15 protein-coding genes and 1 pseudogene are annotated in these 15947 nt (G+C 72.1%); 5 read left to right on the forward strand and 11 right to left on the reverse strand.

Annotated features, from left to right (window positions below; all coding sequences use genetic code 11):
• Positions 1-268 precede the first annotated feature (268 nt).
• The gene (locus ACFXPK_RS08745; protein ID WP_385073132.1) at positions 269-571 is read right to left on the reverse strand and encodes a DUF2530 domain-containing protein; all 303 of its coding nucleotides are present in this window, start codon (positions 569-571) and stop codon (positions 269-271) included.
• A 248-nt stretch (positions 572-819) separates the two neighbouring features.
• Here ACFXPK_RS08745 and ACFXPK_RS08750 point away from each other — a divergent pair, with 248 nt between their 5' ends.
• Positions 820-2274, forward strand: coding sequence for an NCS2 family permease (locus ACFXPK_RS08750; RefSeq protein WP_385073135.1), 1455 nt, complete (start codon positions 820-822; stop codon positions 2272-2274).
• A 52-nt stretch (positions 2275-2326) separates the two neighbouring features.
• Here the strand turns inward: ACFXPK_RS08750 and ACFXPK_RS08755 are convergent, their stop codons facing one another.
• Positions 2327-2509, reverse strand: a complete 183-nt coding sequence (locus tag ACFXPK_RS08755; protein WP_385007145.1) for a ribbon-helix-helix protein, CopG family — start codon at positions 2507-2509, stop codon at positions 2327-2329.
• A 254-nt stretch (positions 2510-2763) separates the two neighbouring features.
• On the opposite strand from ACFXPK_RS08755, the gene ACFXPK_RS08760 reads away from it, so the two are divergent.
• Genes ACFXPK_RS08760 through thpR form a run of 3 tightly spaced genes read left to right on the forward strand, consistent with a single transcriptional unit; the run spans position 2764 to position 5647 of the window.
• A complete protein-coding gene (locus ACFXPK_RS08760; protein WP_365810155.1) occupies positions 2764-3210 on the forward strand; it encodes a MarR family transcriptional regulator in 447 nt (148 codons plus the stop codon).
• A 29-nt stretch (positions 3211-3239) separates the two neighbouring features.
• Complete coding sequence (locus ACFXPK_RS08765; protein WP_385073139.1) at positions 3240-4958, forward strand: MFS transporter; 1719 nt, start codon at positions 3240-3242, stop codon at positions 4956-4958.
• 44 nt (positions 4959-5002) lie between these two features.
• Positions 5003-5647 (forward strand): RNA 2',3'-cyclic phosphodiesterase, encoded by a 645-nt coding sequence (gene thpR / locus ACFXPK_RS08770; protein WP_385007149.1) that lies wholly within the window; start codon positions 5003-5005, stop codon positions 5645-5647.
• Positions 5648-5835: 188 nt separating this feature from the next.
• On the opposite strand, the gene ACFXPK_RS08775 is transcribed toward thpR, so the two are convergent.
• Entirely contained in the window at positions 5836-6825 is a 990-nt protein-coding gene (locus ACFXPK_RS08775) for an aldo/keto reductase (RefSeq protein WP_385073143.1), read from the reverse strand.
• 111 nt (positions 6826-6936) lie between these two features.
• Positions 6937-7974, reverse strand: a complete 1038-nt coding sequence (locus tag ACFXPK_RS08780; protein ID WP_385073146.1) for an alpha/beta fold hydrolase — start codon at positions 7972-7974, stop codon at positions 6937-6939.
• 36 nt (positions 7975-8010) lie between these two features.
• Here ACFXPK_RS08780 and ACFXPK_RS08785 point away from each other — a divergent pair.
• A pseudogene (locus ACFXPK_RS08785) lies at positions 8011-9033 on the forward strand (WD40 repeat domain-containing protein); the annotation flags it as partial.
• 93 nt (positions 9034-9126) lie between these two features.
• Here the strand turns inward: ACFXPK_RS08785 and serC are convergent.
• The 7 genes from serC to ACFXPK_RS08820 all read right to left on the reverse strand — a co-directional run bounded on the left by serC (position 9127) and on the right by ACFXPK_RS08820 (position 15909).
• Positions 9127-10245, reverse strand: a complete 1119-nt coding sequence (serC, locus tag ACFXPK_RS08790; RefSeq protein WP_384998151.1) for a phosphoserine transaminase — start codon at positions 10243-10245, stop codon at positions 9127-9129.
• 135 nt (positions 10246-10380) lie between these two features.
• Positions 10381-11622, reverse strand: coding sequence for a cytochrome P450 (locus ACFXPK_RS08795; protein ID WP_385073151.1), 1242 nt, complete (start codon positions 11620-11622; stop codon positions 10381-10383).
• Between the two features lie 44 nt (positions 11623-11666).
• Positions 11667-12935, reverse strand: a complete 1269-nt coding sequence (locus ACFXPK_RS08800) for a cytochrome P450 (RefSeq protein ID WP_385073154.1) — start codon at positions 12933-12935, stop codon at positions 11667-11669.
• Complete coding sequence (locus ACFXPK_RS08805; protein ID WP_385073157.1) at positions 12932-13609, reverse strand: ATP/GTP-binding protein; 678 nt, start codon at positions 13607-13609, stop codon at positions 12932-12934. Before ACFXPK_RS08805 ends, ACFXPK_RS08800 begins: the two co-directional genes overlap by 4 nt.
• Complete coding sequence (locus ACFXPK_RS08810) at positions 13590-13982, reverse strand: DUF742 domain-containing protein (RefSeq protein WP_384998163.1); 393 nt, start codon at positions 13980-13982, stop codon at positions 13590-13592. The genes ACFXPK_RS08805 and ACFXPK_RS08810 overlap by 20 nt, the downstream gene beginning before the upstream one ends.
• On the reverse strand, positions 13979-14443 hold the full coding sequence (locus ACFXPK_RS08815) for a roadblock/LC7 domain-containing protein (RefSeq protein WP_385073160.1): 465 nt from the start codon (positions 14441-14443) through the stop codon (positions 13979-13981). Before ACFXPK_RS08815 ends, ACFXPK_RS08810 begins: the two co-directional genes overlap by 4 nt.
• Positions 14440-15909: an ATP-binding protein gene (locus tag ACFXPK_RS08820; protein ID WP_385073163.1), complete on the reverse strand. Its 1470-nt coding sequence runs from the start codon at positions 15907-15909 to the stop codon at positions 14440-14442. The genes ACFXPK_RS08815 and ACFXPK_RS08820 overlap by 4 nt, the downstream gene beginning before the upstream one ends.
• Positions 15910-15947 lie beyond the last annotated feature (38 nt).

Here is a 15947-nt window from a genome sequence, read left to right on the forward strand (position 1 = left end):
GGGTCGTGGGCGGGGGCGGGGGCCCCCGCCCCGGGGCCCCCCGCCACCCCGCACCCGCCGGCCCCCCCCCCCCCCCCCCGCGGGCCGCCGGGGGTAACCGCGCCATTGGTGTTGATCTTCGCCCGCTGCGTCATGCTCCGACGGTACGGCGGGGAGGGCCCCGCCACCCGCCGGCCGGGGCGAAGATCAGACCCCGGTACGACGGTTCGTGGCAGGAATCGTCCCTGGGCAGGAGAGCCGGGGGACAGATGTAGGGGTCACGCCCGCCTCACGCCCCGCCGGGGCCGGGCGCGGGCCCGTTCCCCTCCGCGTCGTCCTCGTCGTCGCCGGCGGCCGCGCGCTTGAGCGCCGCGTCCCGCCCCCGTACGTACCAGATCCCGATGAGTCCGAGCCCGGCGCCGGCCAGGCAGGTCCAGATCCACCAGGCGTGTCCGTGGTCGCTGTACCAGCCGTAGAACGGGAGCTGGACGAGGAAGAGGGCGAACCAGATGATCGTGCCGCCCGTGACGGTGCCGACGACCGGCCCCTCCAGAGGCTCGGGCGCGGCGCGCTGGGGCGTAGAACCGGTCATGGGATCAGTGTAAGTGGGGGTGGCCGGGGACCGGAGGGCAGGCGGCTCAAGGGTCTACGCGCGGAGATAGCGATCTTCGTCTGATCTGTTCATACTGAAACGGTTTGTGGGTGTCTGGTTTTGTTCGTTCGAACATCCAATGGAAATCCTATGAACACATCAGTCTGATCAAGTTGTGCCGCAGCTCCGCCCCACCTCCGCCCCGCCCCCACCCAGTCCTCTCCCTCGTCTGACGTCTGAGGTCCCGCATGCCTTCCTCGGCCACCGCTCCGGTCGGTTCCGACGCCCAGCCGCCGAACCCCGGGCAGCAGTCCGGCGGGCTCGACGGTTTCTTCAAGATCTCGGAGCGCGGCTCCACGATCGGCCGTGAGGTACGGGGCGGCCTCGCCACCTTCTTCGCGATGGCCTACATCATCGTGCTGAACCCGATCATTCTCGGCAGCGCGAAGGACATGTACGGGCACCAGCTCGACAACGGCCAGCTCGTCACCGCGACCGTGCTGACCGCCGCGTTCTCCACGCTCCTGATGGGCGTCATCGGCAATGTGCCGATCGCCCTCGCGGCCGGCCTCGGCGTCAACACCGTCGTCGCCCTGCAACTGGCACCCCGGATGAGCTGGCCGGACGCCATGGGCATGGTCGTCCTCGCGGGTCTGCTGGTGATGCTGCTGGTCGCCACCGGACTGCGCGAGCGGGTGATGAGCGCCGTACCGCTGGGGCTGCGCAAGGGCATCGCGATCGGTATCGGCCTCTTCATCATGCTGATCGGGCTGGTCGACTCCGGGTTCGTCTCCCGTATCCCGGACGTCGCCCAGACCACCGTGCCCCTCCAGCTCGGCGGGAACGGTCATCTGCAAGGCTGGCCGATCCTCATCTTCGCCATCGGTGTGCTGCTCACCCTCGCACTGATCATCCGCAAGGTGCCGGGCGCGATCCTGATCTCCATCGTCGCCATGACGGTCCTCGCGATGATCGTCAACGCGGTCACCACGGTGCCGAACTGGGGCCTGACGGTGCCCAAGTGGCCCGGCAACCCGGTCGCGGGCCCGGACTTCGGCCTGATCGGGCAGGTCAGTCTCTTCGGCGGCTTCGAGAAGGTCGGCATCCTCACCGGCGCGCTCTTCGTCTTCACCGTGCTGCTCTCGTGCTTCTTCGACGCGATGGGCACGATCCTCGGCGTCGGGGACGAGGCCAAGCTGATGGACAAGAACGGCAACCTCCCCGGGATGAACAAGGTCCTCTTCGTCGACGGCATCGCGGTCGCGGCGGGCGGCGCGGGTTCCGCCTCGGCCAACACCTGTTACGTGGAGTCCACGGCGGGCGTCGGCGAGGGCGCCAGGACCGGGCTGGCGTCGGTGGTGACGGGCCTGCTCTTCGCGGTGGCGCTCTTCCTCACCCCGCTGGCGACGATGGTCCCGTCGCAGGCGGCGACGCCCGCACTGATCGCGGTGGGCTTCCTGATCCTGGCCGGCTCCGTACGGGACATCGACTGGAGCGACTTCACGATCGCCGTGCCGGCCTTCCTGGCCATGGTGATGATGCCGTTCACGTACTCGATCACCAACGGCATCGGGATCGGCTTCATCACCTTCAGCGTGCTGCGCCTGGCGACCGGTCGGGGCCGCGAGGTGCCGGCGGCGCTGTACATCGTCTCGGCGGTCTTCGTCTTCTACTACGCGATGCCGGCGCTGGGCCTGACCTGACCTGACCTGACCGGCTCCCGTCCGTCCCCTCCGGGGCGGGCGGCCGGGCCGGTCACGGCACGCCGTAGAACCGTTCCGTCTCGTCGACGGACGCGTTGAAGCGTTCGTCGAAGTCGTCACGGATGAGCGTCCGGGTCACATAGTCCTGGACGCTCATTCCGCGTATGGCGGCATGGTGGCGGATCCGGTCGAGCAGCTCACCGTCGATCCGCAGGCTGAGCACTGTCGATCCCATACGCACCAGAGTCGGGGGCGCACGCCGCCCGGCGGGACGCTTTCTGCCTCAATCTCACTCGTACGGGTGATCTGCCCCGCTGTTGTTCCCCTGCCGCCCCGCGTCGGTCCGCCCGCCCGCCCGCCCGGTCGGTCCGCCCGCCCGCCCGCCCGGTCGGTCCGCCCGTCCGCCCCGCCCGGCCGGTCCGCGATCCCGCTCGGAGTCGTGCTGCGCCCCGGTGGTATTTAGCTTGGGTAATGAGTTAAGCTAAATACATGCCTGACCTGCCCCACGGTGACGAGAACGAGAACGACGCCGCCGTGAACGCTCTCCGCTCCGCCGTCATGCGGCTGGGCCGGCGACTGAAGCACCAACGTGTGGACGAGTCGCTGTCCCCGACCGAGATGTCGGTCCTGGGCACGCTCGCGCGCTGTGGCTCCGCCACGCCGGGCGAGCTGGCCCGCAAGGAGCATGTGCAGCCGCCGTCGATGACCCGCATCGTCGCGTTGCTGGAGGCGAAAGGTCTTGTCAGGCTTGAGCCGCATCCCGACGACCGTCGGCAGAAGGTGGTCAGCCAGACTGAGCGGGCCGAGGCGATGCTCGAAGAGAGCCGCCGTAAACGCAACGTCTGGCTGGCGACCCTTGCCGAGGGCCTGGACGAGGACGAGTGGGCGAAGCTGCGCGCTGCCGCTCCCGTGCTGGAGAAGCTCGCCCATTTGTAGACCGCGCGCTGTAAGGAGGCGAACCCCCATTGAGTACGGGATCCGGAGCAGACTCCGCCCCCGCACCGCAATCCACCCACGACAGCACCACCCGCGTCACCACCACCCGCGTCGGCACCACCCCTGACGCCGTTCCGCCCGAGGGCACCATCCCCGAGGCGGACGACCCGGACGCCATAGGCTCCACGGACGGCACCGGCCCCCTCGGCCGCACCGAACCGCTCCCTCCCGCCTCCCCGGACTCCGCCGCCGCTCACCCGGCCGGCCGTACGGACCCGACCGGCCGTACCGACCCGACCGGCTGTACGGACACCGGCGCGACCGGCTGTGACGACTCCACCGGGAGCAAGCCGGCCGCCGGCGGAACCTTCTCCTCGCTGAAGATCCGCAACTACCGCTTGTTCGCGACGGGCGCCGTCGTCTCCAACATCGGTACGTGGATGTCCCGCGTCACCCAGGACTGGCTGGTCCTGAGCCTCACCGGCTCCTCCGCCGCCGTCGGCATCACGACGGCCCTCCAGTTCCTGCCGATGCTGCTCTTCGGCCTCTACGGCGGCGTCATCGCCGACCGCTACCCGAAGCGCCAACTCCTGCTCTTCACCCAGGCCGCGCTGGGCCTGTGCGGCGTCTCCCTCGCCGTGCTGACGCTCTCCGGGCATGTCCAGGTCTGGCATGTCTATCTGCTCGCGTTCCTGCTCGGCATGGTCACGGTCGTCGACAACCCGACCCGCCAGTCCTTCGTCTCCGAGATGGTCGGCCCGGACCAACTGCGCAACGCGGTCAGCCTCAACTCGGCCAACTTCCAGTCGGCCCGGCTGGTCGGACCCGCCGTCGCCGGTGTGCTGATCACCACCGTGGGCAGCGGCTGGGCGTTCATGCTGAACGGCGTCTCCTTCCTGGCCCCGCTCATCGGGCTGCTGGTGATGCGCCCGCACGAACTGCACCGGTCCGTCCAGGTACCGCGTGCGAAGGGGCAGCTCAGAGAAGGGCTCCGCTATGTACGCGGCCGTCCCGACCTGATCTGGCCGATCGTCCTCATCGGCTTCATCGGCACGTTCGGCTTCAACTTCCCGATCTGGCTGACGGCCTTCGCGCACGAGGTCTTCGAGGGCGGAGCCGGGCTCTACGCCTTCTTCAACATCCTGATGGCCGCCGGCTCCCTCGCCGGTGCCCTGCTCGCCGCACGCCGCCGCTCCAGCCGCGTCCGGCTGCTGATCCTGGCGGCGATGGCCTTCGGCCTGCTGGAGATCGTGGTCTCCTTCTCGCCGTCCGTCTGGATGTTCTCGCTGCTGCTCCTGCCGATCGGCATGATCGGGCTGACGACGAACATCAGCGCCAACACGAGCGTCCAGATGGCCGCGGACCCGGAGATGAGGGGCCGCGTGATGAGCCTCTACATGATGGTCTTCGTCGGCGGCACCCCCATAGGCGGCCCGCTCCTCGGCTGGGTCACCGACACCTACGGCGCCCGCGTCGGCTTCGCCACGGGCGGCGTGGTCTCCCTGCTCGCGGCGGCGGCGATCGGCCTGGTCCTCACCCGGGTGGTGGGGGTACGGCTCAAGGTCGACCTGCGCGGCGGACGGCCGCACATGGAGTCCTACCCTAACCCCCCCCCAAACCCCCCCGCGCGGGCCGCGGGCCCCGGGGCCCGGGGCCCTGGGCCCGTCCCCGTTGGGGGCGGGGGGGGCCCGGGGCGGGCGGAGGCCGCCGGGGCCCGCTTTTCCGCCCTTCGACGCTACGCACAGTGACGGCGTGCCGTCCGGTAGGCCGTACGCCCGGCAGAATCCCCTCCATGAGTTCCACGACGAGCCCGACGACGCTCAGACTCTTCGCCGCCGTCCTGCCGCCCGCCCCGGCCGCCGTCGAACTGGCCGATGCCGTACGGCGTCTGCGCGACCTGCCCGGGGCCGACCGGCTGCGGTGGACCGGGCAGGAGGGGCGGCACTTCACGCTGGCCTTCATGGGGGAGGTCGACGCGGCGCTGCTGCCCGAGCTGACCGTACGGCTGGAGCGGGCGGCGTACCGGACCGAGCCGTTCCGGCTCCGGGTGCGCGGGGGCGGGCACTTCGGCGGCCGTACGCTGTGGGCCGGCGCCGCCGGGGGCATCGACGAGCTGCGGCTCCTCGCGGAGCGGGCCGGCGCCGCCGCGCGCCGGGCCGGGGTGCCGATGGACGAGCGGCACCACTCCTACCGCGCGCACCTCACGCTGGCCCGTGGCGCCGCCGGGCGCGAGGTCGATCTGGAGCCGTACGTGGAGGCCCTGACGGGCTTCGAGGGCCGGGCGTGGGACGTGTCCGAGCTGGTTCTCGTACGGAGCCGGCTGCCGGTCTCCGGGGTGGCGGGCGAGCGGCCCCGGTACGAGCCGATCGCGCGCTGTCCGCTCGGCCGGGGCCGTCCGGTCCACCCGGGCGCCGGTTCTGCCGGACCGGGCGGTTAGGCTCGGACCCGTGGACCCGAAAACCCGAAACCGCATCATGGCCGCCGTGCTCGTGCTGATGTTCGCGATCATCGCCGTGGCGGCCGCGGTCGGCTGAGCCCTGTCCGGCACAGGGCCCCGCCGACCGCCACCGCCGTTCACCCGGCTTCAGCGGCCTCCGCCGGCCGGAGCCGGGGCCGGAGCCTGGGCTACCAGGCGAAGGCCTCCGGCGACGGCCCCGGACCCGGGAAGATCTCGTCCAGCGCCGACAGGACCTCCTCGGAGAGCGTGACGTCGACGGCGCGTACGGCCGATTCGAGCTGTTCGAGCGTGCGCGGGCCGACGATCGGGCCCGTCACGCCCGGACGGGTGAGCAGCCAGGCCAGCGCCGCCTCGCCCGGGTCGATGCCGTGCTTGTCGAGCAGGTCCTCGTACGACTGGATCCGCGCGCGGGTCGCGGTGTCGGCGAGGGCGTCGGCTGCCCGGCCCGCGGCGCGCCGCCCGCCCTGCACCTCCTTCTTGATCACTCCGCCCAGCAGACCGCCGCCGAGCGGCGACCACGGGATGACCCCGAGCCCGTACTCCTGCGCGGCCGGGATGACCTCCATCTCGGCGCGGCGCTCGACCAGGTTGTAGAGGCACTGCTCGCTGACCAGGCCGTACGAGCCGAGGCGGCGGGCGGTCTCGTTGGTCTGGGCGATCTTCCAGCCGGGGAAGTTGGACGAGCCCGCGTAGAGGATCTTGCCCTGCTGGATCAGGGTGTCGATGGCCTGCCAGATCTCCTCGACCGGGGTGGAGCGGTCGATGTGGTGGAACTGGTACAGGTCGATGTGGTCGGTCTGGAGCCGCTTGAGGCTCGCGTCGACCGCGCGCCGGATGTTGAGCGCGGAGAGCTTGTCGTGGTTGGGCCAGACATCGCCGTCGCCGGCCATGTTCCCGTAGACCTTGGTGGCGAGGACGACCTTGTCGCGGCGGTCGCCGCCCTTGGCGAACCAGGTGCCGAGGATCTCCTCGGTGCGGCCCTTGTTCTCGCCCCAGCCGTAGACGTTCGCGGTGTCGAAGAAATTGATGCCCGCGTCGAGCGCGGCGTCCATGATGGTGTGACTGTCGGCCTCGTTGGTGAGGGGTCCGAAGTTCATCGTCCCGAGGACGAGTCGGCTGACCTTGAGTCCGGTGCGTCCGAGCTGCGTGTACTCCATGACCCCACAGCCAACGCGTTCGAGCGCACTCGAAGCAACCCCTGGTTCCCGGCGTGATGCGCGCGGTTGACGCGGTGGGTGGTGTGAAACGGCGGGGAACGGTGGTACGGCTCAGCCCATGAGCGCGTCGATCGCCGCCCGCACCGCGCGCCGCGCCTCGGCGCTCCCCTGGTGGCCCGCGTCGTCGATCACGGTCAGCCGGGCGTCCGGCCAGGCGCGGGCCAGCTCCCAGGCGGTGCCGAGCGGCCCCGCCAGATCGTGCCGCCCGTGGACGAGGACCCCGGGGACGCCGGCCAGCCGGTGCGCGTCGCGCAGCAGGGCGCCCTCCGCCAGCCAGGCTCCGTGGGAGAAGTAGTGCGCGCAGATCCGGACGAACGCCTGCTGGTGCGCGGGCGGCCGGTCGGCGTACGGGGTGGGGGCGCCGTGCGGCTCCCGGGAGAGCACGGCGTCCTCCCAGGCGCACCAGTCGAGGGTGGCCCGCTCCCGTACGGCGGGGTCGGGGCTCTCCATCAGGCGCGCGTAGGCGGCGACGAGGGGGAGCGCGGCGGCCGTACGGTGGTCCATGCCTTCGGGGACGGCCGCTCCCTCCCCGGCCGGACGGCTCGGCTCCGCGAGGGCGCCGGCGCCCTCGCGGAAGCGGTCCCACTGCTCGGGGAAGAGCCGTCCGGCGCCCCCGTACAGCCAGGCGATCTCCGAGCGGCGGGTGGCCGTGACGCCGGAGATGACGATCCCGGAGACGCGCTCGGGGTGCCGTTGCGCGTAGGCGAGGATCAGCGTGGATCCCCACGAACCGCCGAACAGCAGCCAGCGTTCGATCCCGAGACGGCTCCGCAGCCGCTCCATGTCGGCGACGAGATGGTCCGTGGTGTTGTGCCGCAGGTCGGTGGCGGGATCGCTCGCGTGCGGGGTGCTGCGCCCGCAGTTGCGCTGGTCGAAGAGGACGACACGATGGCGCCCGGGGTCGAAGTACCGGCGGGTGTACGGGTGGCTCCCCGACCCGGGGCCGCCGTGCACGACGAGCGCGGGCCTGCCCCGAGGGGCGCCGCTGACCTCCCAGTACAGGTGGTTGCCGTCGCCGACGTCGAGCATCCCGTGGTCGTACGGCTCGATGGGCGGATGGACCGGCGGGGAGGCGGGGACGGAGGTCATGGCACGCCACGCTACGGGGGGTGGCAGGCTGGGGGGATGCGTTTTCCCTCGCGCGGTCGTGGCCGCCGTTCCGGAGCCGTCGCCGCGCTGCCGGCCGTGGTGGTGCTCGTGTCCCTGTCGGGGCTGTGGGGGCCGGCCACGGCCCACGCCGACGACGGGAAGCCCGACCAGAGCTTCACGATCGAGGACGAGCGGATCACCGAGTCCAGCGGACTGGCCGCCAGCCGGCTGCACCCCGGCGTGTACTGGACGCACAACGACAGCGGTTACGGGCCGCAGGTGTACGCCGTGGACTCCCGTACCGGCGAGACCGTCGCGACGATCACCATGCGGGGCGTCGGCAAGCCCCGGGACGTGGAGGCCATTTCGATCGGGTCCGACGGGAACGTCTACGTCGGTGACATCGGCGACAACCTCAACGGGACCTGGGACCACGTCTGGATCTACCGCTTCCCCGAACCGAAGCGGCTTGAGGACGCCACCGTGCGGGCCACGCAGTTCACCGTCGAGTACGCCGACGGGGCGCGCGACGCCGAGGCGATGATGGTCCACCCGAAGACCGGGCGCGTCTACATCGCGTCGAAGAACGAGGACGGCGGCGGGCTGTACGAGGGCCCCGCGGAGCTGTCCTCGTCCGGTACGAACACCTTCCGGCGGATCGGCGAGGTGCCGTGGGTGACGGACGGGGCGTTCTCGCCGGACGGCGAGGAGTTGACGCTGCGCTCGTACTTCAGTGCCCGCGCCTACGCCTGGAAGGACGGCCGCCTCGGCGCGGACCACCGGGTGCGGGCGCCCATCCAGCGGCAGGCGGAGTCGGTGACGTACACGACGGACGGCAGCGCGCTGATGTTCGGCTCGGAGGGCAGCCGGAGCGGTGTCGTCCGGGTGGACCTGAACAAGGAATCGGGCGGCAACGCCTCGTCCGGAGGCGGAAGTTCCTCGTCCGGCGACAGCGGTACGGGCGCCTCCGGGAGCGGGCAGACGGGGAACGCCACGTTCGGGGCGATCGTGCTCGCCGTGGGGGCCGTGCTGTACCTCGGCTACCAGCGGCTGCGGCGCAGGAACTGCGTCGGGCCCCGGCGCGCCTGGCGCCGGGGCCCGCGCACGGACCACGGGAACCGCCGGAACGGGACCGGCGGGGGTGGTGCGGTGTCAGAGGCGCTCGATGACGTAGTCGATGCAGGTCGTCAGGGCCTCGACGTCCGCCGGGTCGATCGCCGGGAACATCGCCACGCGGAGCTGGTTGCGGCCGAGCTTGCGGTACGGCTCGGTGTCGACGATGCCGTTGGCGCGCAGCGCCTTGGCCACCGCGCTCGCGTCGATCTCGTCGTCGAAGTCGATCGTGCCGATGACCTGCGAACGCTTCGCCGCGTCGACCACGAACGGGGTGGCGTACTTGGACGCCTCGGCCCAGCCGTACAGGTTCCGGGAGGAGGCGGCCGTACGGCTCACCGCCCAGTCCAGGCCGCCCTGCGAGTTGAGCCAGGTGAGCTGCTCGTTGAGGAGGAAGAGCGTGGAGAGCGCCGGGGTGTTGTACGTCTGGTTCTTCAGCGAGTTGTCGATCGCCGTCGGCAGCGAGAAGAACTCCGGGACATGGCGGCCCGAGCCGTGGATACGGGCGGCGCGCTCCAGGGCGGCCGGCGAGAAGACGGCGATCCACAGGCCGCCGTCGGCGGCGAAGGACTTCTGAGGGGCGAAGTAGTAGACGTCCGTCTCGGTGATGTCCACCGGCAGACCGCCCGCGCCGGACGTCGCGTCGACCAGGACCAGCGATCCCTCGTCGGCGCCCGCGACCCGCTCGACGGGGGCCGCGACACCCGTGGAGGTCTCGTTGTGGGTGAAGGCGTAGACGTCCGTGCCCGGCTCGGCGACCGGGTCCGGGTGCGAGCCGGGGTCGGCGGAGATGACGGTCGGGTCGGCGAGCCACGGCGCGAGCTTGGCCGCCTTGGCGAACTTGGAGGAGAACTCACCGAAGGAGAGGTGCTGCGACTTGGCGTCGATCAGTCCGTGCGTCGCGATGTCCCAGAAGGCGGTGGAGCCGCCGTTGCCCAGGATCACCTCGTACCCCTCGGGCAGCGAGAAGAGGCTGCTCACCCCGGAGCGTACGGAGCCGACCAGGTTCTTCACCGGGGCCTGCCGGTGGGACGTGCCGAGGAGAGAGGTGCCGGTGGCGGCCAGCGCGTCCACCGCCTCCGTCCGCACCTTGGAGGGGCCTGCGCCGAAACGGCCGTCGGCGGGCTTGATGTCAGCGGGAATCTGGATATCGGCCACGGGCCGGAGCCTAGCCGTTCCCCCAACGCGACGGGAACGTGTCCGTCGGATGAGACACCCCGGATCGCACTCCCGTTCGTAGCTTCGTCCGATCTTCGCGGCCACCGTGGTCAGGTCCCTGATCGTCCCGCGCGCTCATGGCGCCGTCAGGTGGACGGGGAGGTCGAACAGATCGTTCTGGGTGACCACGGGCTTGTTGCGGAGGTCCGTCGCCGGTACCGCGAGGCCCAGGCCGGGGAAGCGGGCGTACAGCGCGGGCAGCGCCACGGCCGCCTCCAGACGGGAGAGGGCCGCGCCCGGACAGATGTGCGGGCCATGGCCGAAGGAGAGGTGGCGGTTGGGGGTGCGCGTCGCGTCGAAGGCGCCGGCCGTCGGGCCGTACTGCTGTTCGTCACGGCCGATCGCCCCGTAGGACACGATCAGCGCCTCGCCCTCGGGGAGGACGGAGCCACCGACCGCGACGTCCCGCGTCGCGAACCGGAAGAGGACGTGCGAGGTGGGCGAGGACCAGCGCAGGGTCTCCTCGATCACGTTCTCCCACGGGATCGTGCCCGCCAGCACGAGCGCGCGCTGTTCCGGATGGGTCTCCAGGGCCACCACGGCGTTGACGATCAGGGTGATCGTCGTCTCGTGGCCGGCCGCGACCATCACCATCAGGGTGTTCAGGATCTCGTCCGCCGTCAGCCGGTCGCCGTCCTCCGAGGCGGCGAGCAGCGCACTGGTCAGATCGTCGCCCGGCGCCACGCGCTTGGTGTCGACCACCCGGGTGAACAGCTTCCGGAGGTCCGCCATCATCGCCGGGACCTCCTCCGGCGGGGTCTGCGTGGAGAAGAACTTCTCGTACAGCTCCTTCAGCCGGGGATGGTCCGCGGGGTCGACGCCCATCAACTCGCCGACGACGCTCATGGGCAGGCGGTACGCGAACTCCGCCTTCAGGTCGACCGGCCCCGGCGACCGCCCGGCGAGGCCGTCCAGCAGGCCGGACGTCAGCTCCTCGATCCGGGTGCGCAGCCGCTCCACCCTCCGCACGGTCAGCGCCTGCGCGACCAGCGCCCGTAGCCGGCGGTGGTCCCGGCCGTCCACGGTCAGCAGCGAGCGGCCCGGGTCGGCGAGCCCGATCAGCGGCCAGTCCGGCGGGATCTCGCCGCGCCGCCAGGCGCTCCACACCCCGATGTCCTTGACCAGCCGGGCATCGGTGAGGAGCCGGCGCGCCTCGGCGTGGTGCGTCACCGCGTAACAGGCCACGCCGCCGGGGAGCACGACGCGCGCCAGCGGGCCGGCGGCGCGGAGCGCGGCGCTCTCGGCGTCCAGGTCGGTGACGAGCGGATCGAGCACGACCGGGGCGGGACCGGTCCGGTGTGCGTGGGGACAGTTCATGCCGTGCCTCCGTGAGCGGGTCCGTCAGCCGGAAGGGTCGGGGGTCAGTCCGCGCGTCCGTACGCCGGGGTGGGGCCGAAGAGCACCGGCAGTTCCGACAGCCCCCGCTGCCACGGCGACTGGCGCCAGGTCAGCGCGTCGGCGGGGACGGCGAGATCGATGTCGGGGAGCCGGTCGAGCAGCACCTCGATGCCCGCGCGGGCCACGATCTCGGCGATCTCCTGGGCCGGGAAGGGACAGCGGTGCTCGCCGTGCCCGAAGGAGAAGTAGGCGTTGTTGCCGCCGGTGAGCGTGGAGCTGTCGGTACGGACCTGGGGGTCGTGGTTGGCGCCCGCGATGCCCAGGAGCAGCAGGTCGCCCGCCCTGACACGGCGGGTGCCGAGGGTGGTGTCGCGGGTGGCCCAGCGGCCCGCGACGTTCTGGGTCGGGGCGTCCTCCCACAGGACCTCGTTCATGGCCTCGGCGACGCTGTGCCGGCCGCCCGAGAGCGAGGCGGCGAACCGGTCGTCGGTGAGCATCAGCCGCAGCGAGTTGCCGATCCAGTCGGCGGTGGGCTGGTGGCCCGCCGCCATCATCACCATCAGGTCCTCGGCGACCTCGGTGTCGGTGAAGCCCCGGTCGTTGCGGAGCATCCGGGAGACGACGTCGTGGCCGCCCGCGACATGCTTCTCCCGCAGCAGCGTGGCCACCGACTCCGCGAGGAAGCGCTGGCCCGCCAGGGCCTCCTCGCTGCCGTCGGTCAGATCGTTGAGCGCCTTGACGATGGCGGGGCCCTGGTCGTCGGGGAAGCCGTAGATCCTGGCGAGGACCCGGACGGGGAGGAGCTTGGCGTACCGGGAGATGATCTCCGTACGGCCCTCCGTGCAGAAGCCGTCGATCAGCTCGTCGGCGAACTCCTCGGCGTACCGCTTGAGGACGAACGGGTCGACCGCCTCCAGCGCGTCGCTGATCATCCCGGCCCGCCGGCGGTGCTGTTCGCCGACGGTGTAGAGGACGGACGGCTGGTCGCGGCCGATCATCGGCGCCAGGGGCCAGTCGGCGGGGACGTTGTCCCACTGGTTCCAGAGGGCGGAGTCGCGGCTGAAGAGCGCGGGGTCGCCGGTGACCTGGTGCACCTCGCGGTAGCCGAGGACCAGCCAGGCCGGCAGGCCGCCGTCGAGGAGTACGGGGGCGACGGAGCCGTGGTCGCGCCGCAGCTCCCGGTAGAGGCCGGTGGGGTCGGTCCGGTGGCGGGAGCTGCCGAGCGGGACGGCGCCCTCCCCGAACCGGCCGCAGCCGGTGGCGCCGCCCGGGCCCTGGTCCGTCGTGGTCACGGTGTGCCCTCCGGGGACGGTCCTGCCGTGTCCGCCGCCGCTGCCGCGTCCTTCTCGGCCAGGGCGGACAGGGTGTGCAGATGCTCCACGAGCGTGATCAGCACGTACTTGCTGGACGAACGGTCCCGCGCGTCGCACTCGACCATCGGCACGTCCGGCGCGATGTCCAGCGCCTCGCGTATCTGCTCCTCGGTGTGGAGCGGCCCGCCGAAGTCGTTGCACGCCACGATGAACGGCGTGCCGTGGTGCTCCAGACGGTCGATCGCGTACCAGGAGTCCGCGAGCCTGCGGGTGTCGACGAGGACCACCGCGCCGAGCGTTCCGGAGAACAGCCGGTCCCAGAGGAACCAGAAACGTTCCTGTCCGGGTGCGCCGAACAGGTAGAGCACCGACCGCTTGTCGAGGGAGATCCGGCCGAAGTCGAACGCGACCGTGGTCGAGGTCTTCCGGCTCAGCCCGTCGAGGTCGGCGAGCTCGTCGATCCCCTCACCCGCGCGGGTCATCGTCTCCTCGGTGTTGAGGGGACGGATCTCACTGACGGAACGGACCATGGTGGTCTTCCCGACGCCGAAACCACCGACGACGACGATCTTCAGACCGTTGTCGGCGGTGCTGGCGAGGGAAGGACCGGCCGGCGAGGGGCCGGAGGGCCGTTCAAAGGTTGCGGAGTCCAACGAGCACCTGCTCCAGGATGTGGGGATCGGGCAGCCGGCCGGCCGAGCGATCCGTACGGGGATGACGAGCGCTGATCCGGCCCGTGTCGAGCAGATCGGCGAGCATGATCCGGACGATGCTGCCCGGCAGGCGGAGCTGGGCGGCGATCTCCACGACGGCCGTCGGGGTCCGGCACATGCGCAGGATCGAGACGTGCTCCGACTGCATGCCCGGGGTCGGATCGGACTCCGCGACCACCAGGGTCACCAGGTCGAACGTGTCGGAGTCGGAGCGGCTGCGCCCTCCGGTGAGGGTGTACAGCCGGTCGGGGGACTCGTCCCGCCCGGGGCGCCCCGGGCGACCGGAGTGGCCGCCGGGACCGGGGCCGCTCATACGGAGCCCGTGGCGCCCGTGCCCGTGGTGCTCGGCGTCGGGGGCGCGGACGGCTCGGACGACGAGCGCGGGGGCGCGCTGAGGTACGCGCCGAGCTGTTCGACGAGTTCGCTCATGTTGTGCCCGACCAGGCCGACATCGGAGTCCTCGGCGGCGACGACGGCCAGATGGGCGCCCTCCCCGGCCTCCACGATCAGCAGGAGGCCGCCGTAGAACTCGGCCATGGCGGACCGTACGCCGCCCTGTCCGTTGCCGAACTCGACGGACGCGCCGTGCGACAGGCTCTGGATGCCGGCCGCGATGGCGGCGAGCTGGTCGGCCTGGTCGACGGAGAGTTCGGGCGTACGGCACAGCTTGAGGCCGTCCCGGGAGAGGACCAGCGCGTGGCGGGCGCCGGGGGTGCGCTGGAGCAGGCTGTCCAGCAGCCAGTTGAGCTTCTCGTCGGTGGGGGTGCCGTTCATCGGGAATCGCCTTCCGGATCCGGGTGCGTGGTCGTGGCCGGGCGCTGCGGAGTGTCCCGTACGGCCTTGCGGAAGCTGCTGAACCGGGCCGCCTGGACGGCCGGGCTGGTGGGGGGTGCGGGGGGCGTGGTGGTGCGGGCGGCGGCCGCGCCCTCGCCGGTACGGCGCATCGAGGCGGCGAGCGTACGGCCGCGGCGCCGCTTGGGCAGCCCGCTCTCGCCCAGCTCGGGCGGGGGTTCCGGGGCCGGTTCCGCGGCGGCGGGACGGGCGGCGGTCCCGGGGGCGGCGGTCCCGGGGGCGGCGGCGGCCGGGGTGTCCGCGGCCGGTGCGTCCGCCGGTGCGTCCGCCGGGGCGGGTACGGGCCGGGGCGGTTCCCCGGCGGTGTCCGCGGCCGGGGACACCGCCGTCGCGGCCTTCCCGCGGGGCGGCGCGGGCGGCGGCGCCACGTCCTGGGCCGGTCCGGGCGCGCCCGGGCGCACCTGCGTGACCAGGTCCTGCGGGAGCATCATCAGCGCGCCCGTGCCGCCCCGCGCCGAGGGCCGGAACGACACCGTCAGCCCGTGCTTGCGCGCCAGCCTGCCGACCACCGCGAGCCCGAGCCGGGTGCCCGAGAGACCGCTGAGGTCCGAGGGCACCGTCGTGACGGCCTGTTCGGCGCGGCGCAACTGGACGTCGCTCATCACCAGGCCGCTGTCCTCGACGGTGATGACGATGCCGGCCGGCACCTCCTCCACGTACACATGGACCTCGGCGGTCGGCGGCGAGAAGTTGGCCGCGTTGTCGAGGAGTTCGGCGAGCGCGTGCATGACGCCCTCGGCGGCGTGGCCGGCGATCGCGACCTGGCTCGTCGAGTGCAGCCGTACCCGCTGGTAGCCGCTGATCCGGCCCATCGCGCCGCGCAGGATGGACTCCATCACGATGGGCTTGGCCCAGCGCCGCCCGGAGCGCGCGCCGGTCAGCACGGCGAGGGAGTCGGCGAGCCGGCCGGCCTGCGCGGTGCGGTGGTCGAGATGGAGGAGATCGCCGAGGACGTCCTCGTCGGTGTGGCGGTGCTCCATCTCGCGCAGATCCGCGAGCATGCTCGTCGCGAGCGCCTGCATCCGCCCGGCCGCGTTGGCGCAGGCGGAGAGGGCGGCGGCCCGGTTGGACTCGCTGCGGGCGGCGGCGTCCGCGCCGCGCCGCGCGTCGGCGAGGGCGTGCCGTACGTCCGCCGCGGCCCGCTCGGCGTCGCTGTCGAGCCGCTCGATCCGTGCGGCGAGTTCGGCGTTCCGCTCGCGCAGCCGCTCACGGGCGGCCGTGAGGTGCGCGACGGCGGTGACGGCGGCGACGAGCGCCGCGGCGCCGCCCCAGGCGAGCGGCGTCCGTACGGAGGCGGGAGCGTCGGAGACGGCCCACAGGCACAGGAGCCCGCTGACGGCAGCCGATATCAGCAGGGCCGGTGCGGTGAACCGGAGTGAACGGCGCAAATTCGGCTACCTCGTAGACGGAGAGGCGGGGGAGAGGC

Origin of the sequence: Streptomyces sp. NPDC059142 (genome assembly GCF_042755665.1) — a bacterium.
Classification (GTDB): domain Bacteria; phylum Actinomycetota; class Actinomycetes; order Streptomycetales; family Streptomycetaceae; genus Streptomyces.

What these genes read in the sequence shown, in the direction of transcription:
- ACFXPK_RS08745 (WP_385073132.1), bottom strand. Translation starts at nt 571, where the DNA reads ATGACCGGTTCTACGCCCCAGCGCGCCGCGCCCGAGCCTCTGGAGGGG.
- ACFXPK_RS08750 (WP_385073135.1), top strand. Translation starts at nt 820, where the DNA reads ATGCCTTCCTCGGCCACCGCTCCGGTCGGTTCCGACGCCCAGCCGCCG.
- ACFXPK_RS08755 (WP_385007145.1), bottom strand. Translation starts at nt 2,509, where the DNA reads ATGGGATCGACAGTGCTCAGCCTGCGGATCGACGGTGAGCTGCTCGAC.
- ACFXPK_RS08760 (WP_365810155.1), top strand. Translation starts at nt 2,764, where the DNA reads ATGCCTGACCTGCCCCACGGTGACGAGAACGAGAACGACGCCGCCGTG.
- thpR (WP_385007149.1), top strand. Translation starts at nt 5,003, where the DNA reads ATGAGTTCCACGACGAGCCCGACGACGCTCAGACTCTTCGCCGCCGTC.
- ACFXPK_RS08775 (WP_385073143.1), bottom strand. Translation starts at nt 6,825, where the DNA reads ATGGAGTACACGCAGCTCGGACGCACCGGACTCAAGGTCAGCCGACTC.
- ACFXPK_RS08780 (WP_385073146.1), bottom strand. Translation starts at nt 7,974, where the DNA reads ATGACCTCCGTCCCCGCCTCCCCGCCGGTCCATCCGCCCATCGAGCCG.
- ACFXPK_RS08795 (WP_385073151.1), bottom strand. Translation starts at nt 11,622, where the DNA reads ATGAACTGTCCCCACGCACACCGGACCGGTCCCGCCCCGGTCGTGCTC.
- ACFXPK_RS08810 (WP_384998163.1), bottom strand. Translation starts at nt 13,982, where the DNA reads ATGAGCGGCCCCGGTCCCGGCGGCCACTCCGGTCGCCCGGGGCGCCCC.
- ACFXPK_RS08815 (WP_385073160.1), bottom strand. Translation starts at nt 14,443, where the DNA reads ATGAACGGCACCCCCACCGACGAGAAGCTCAACTGGCTGCTGGACAGC.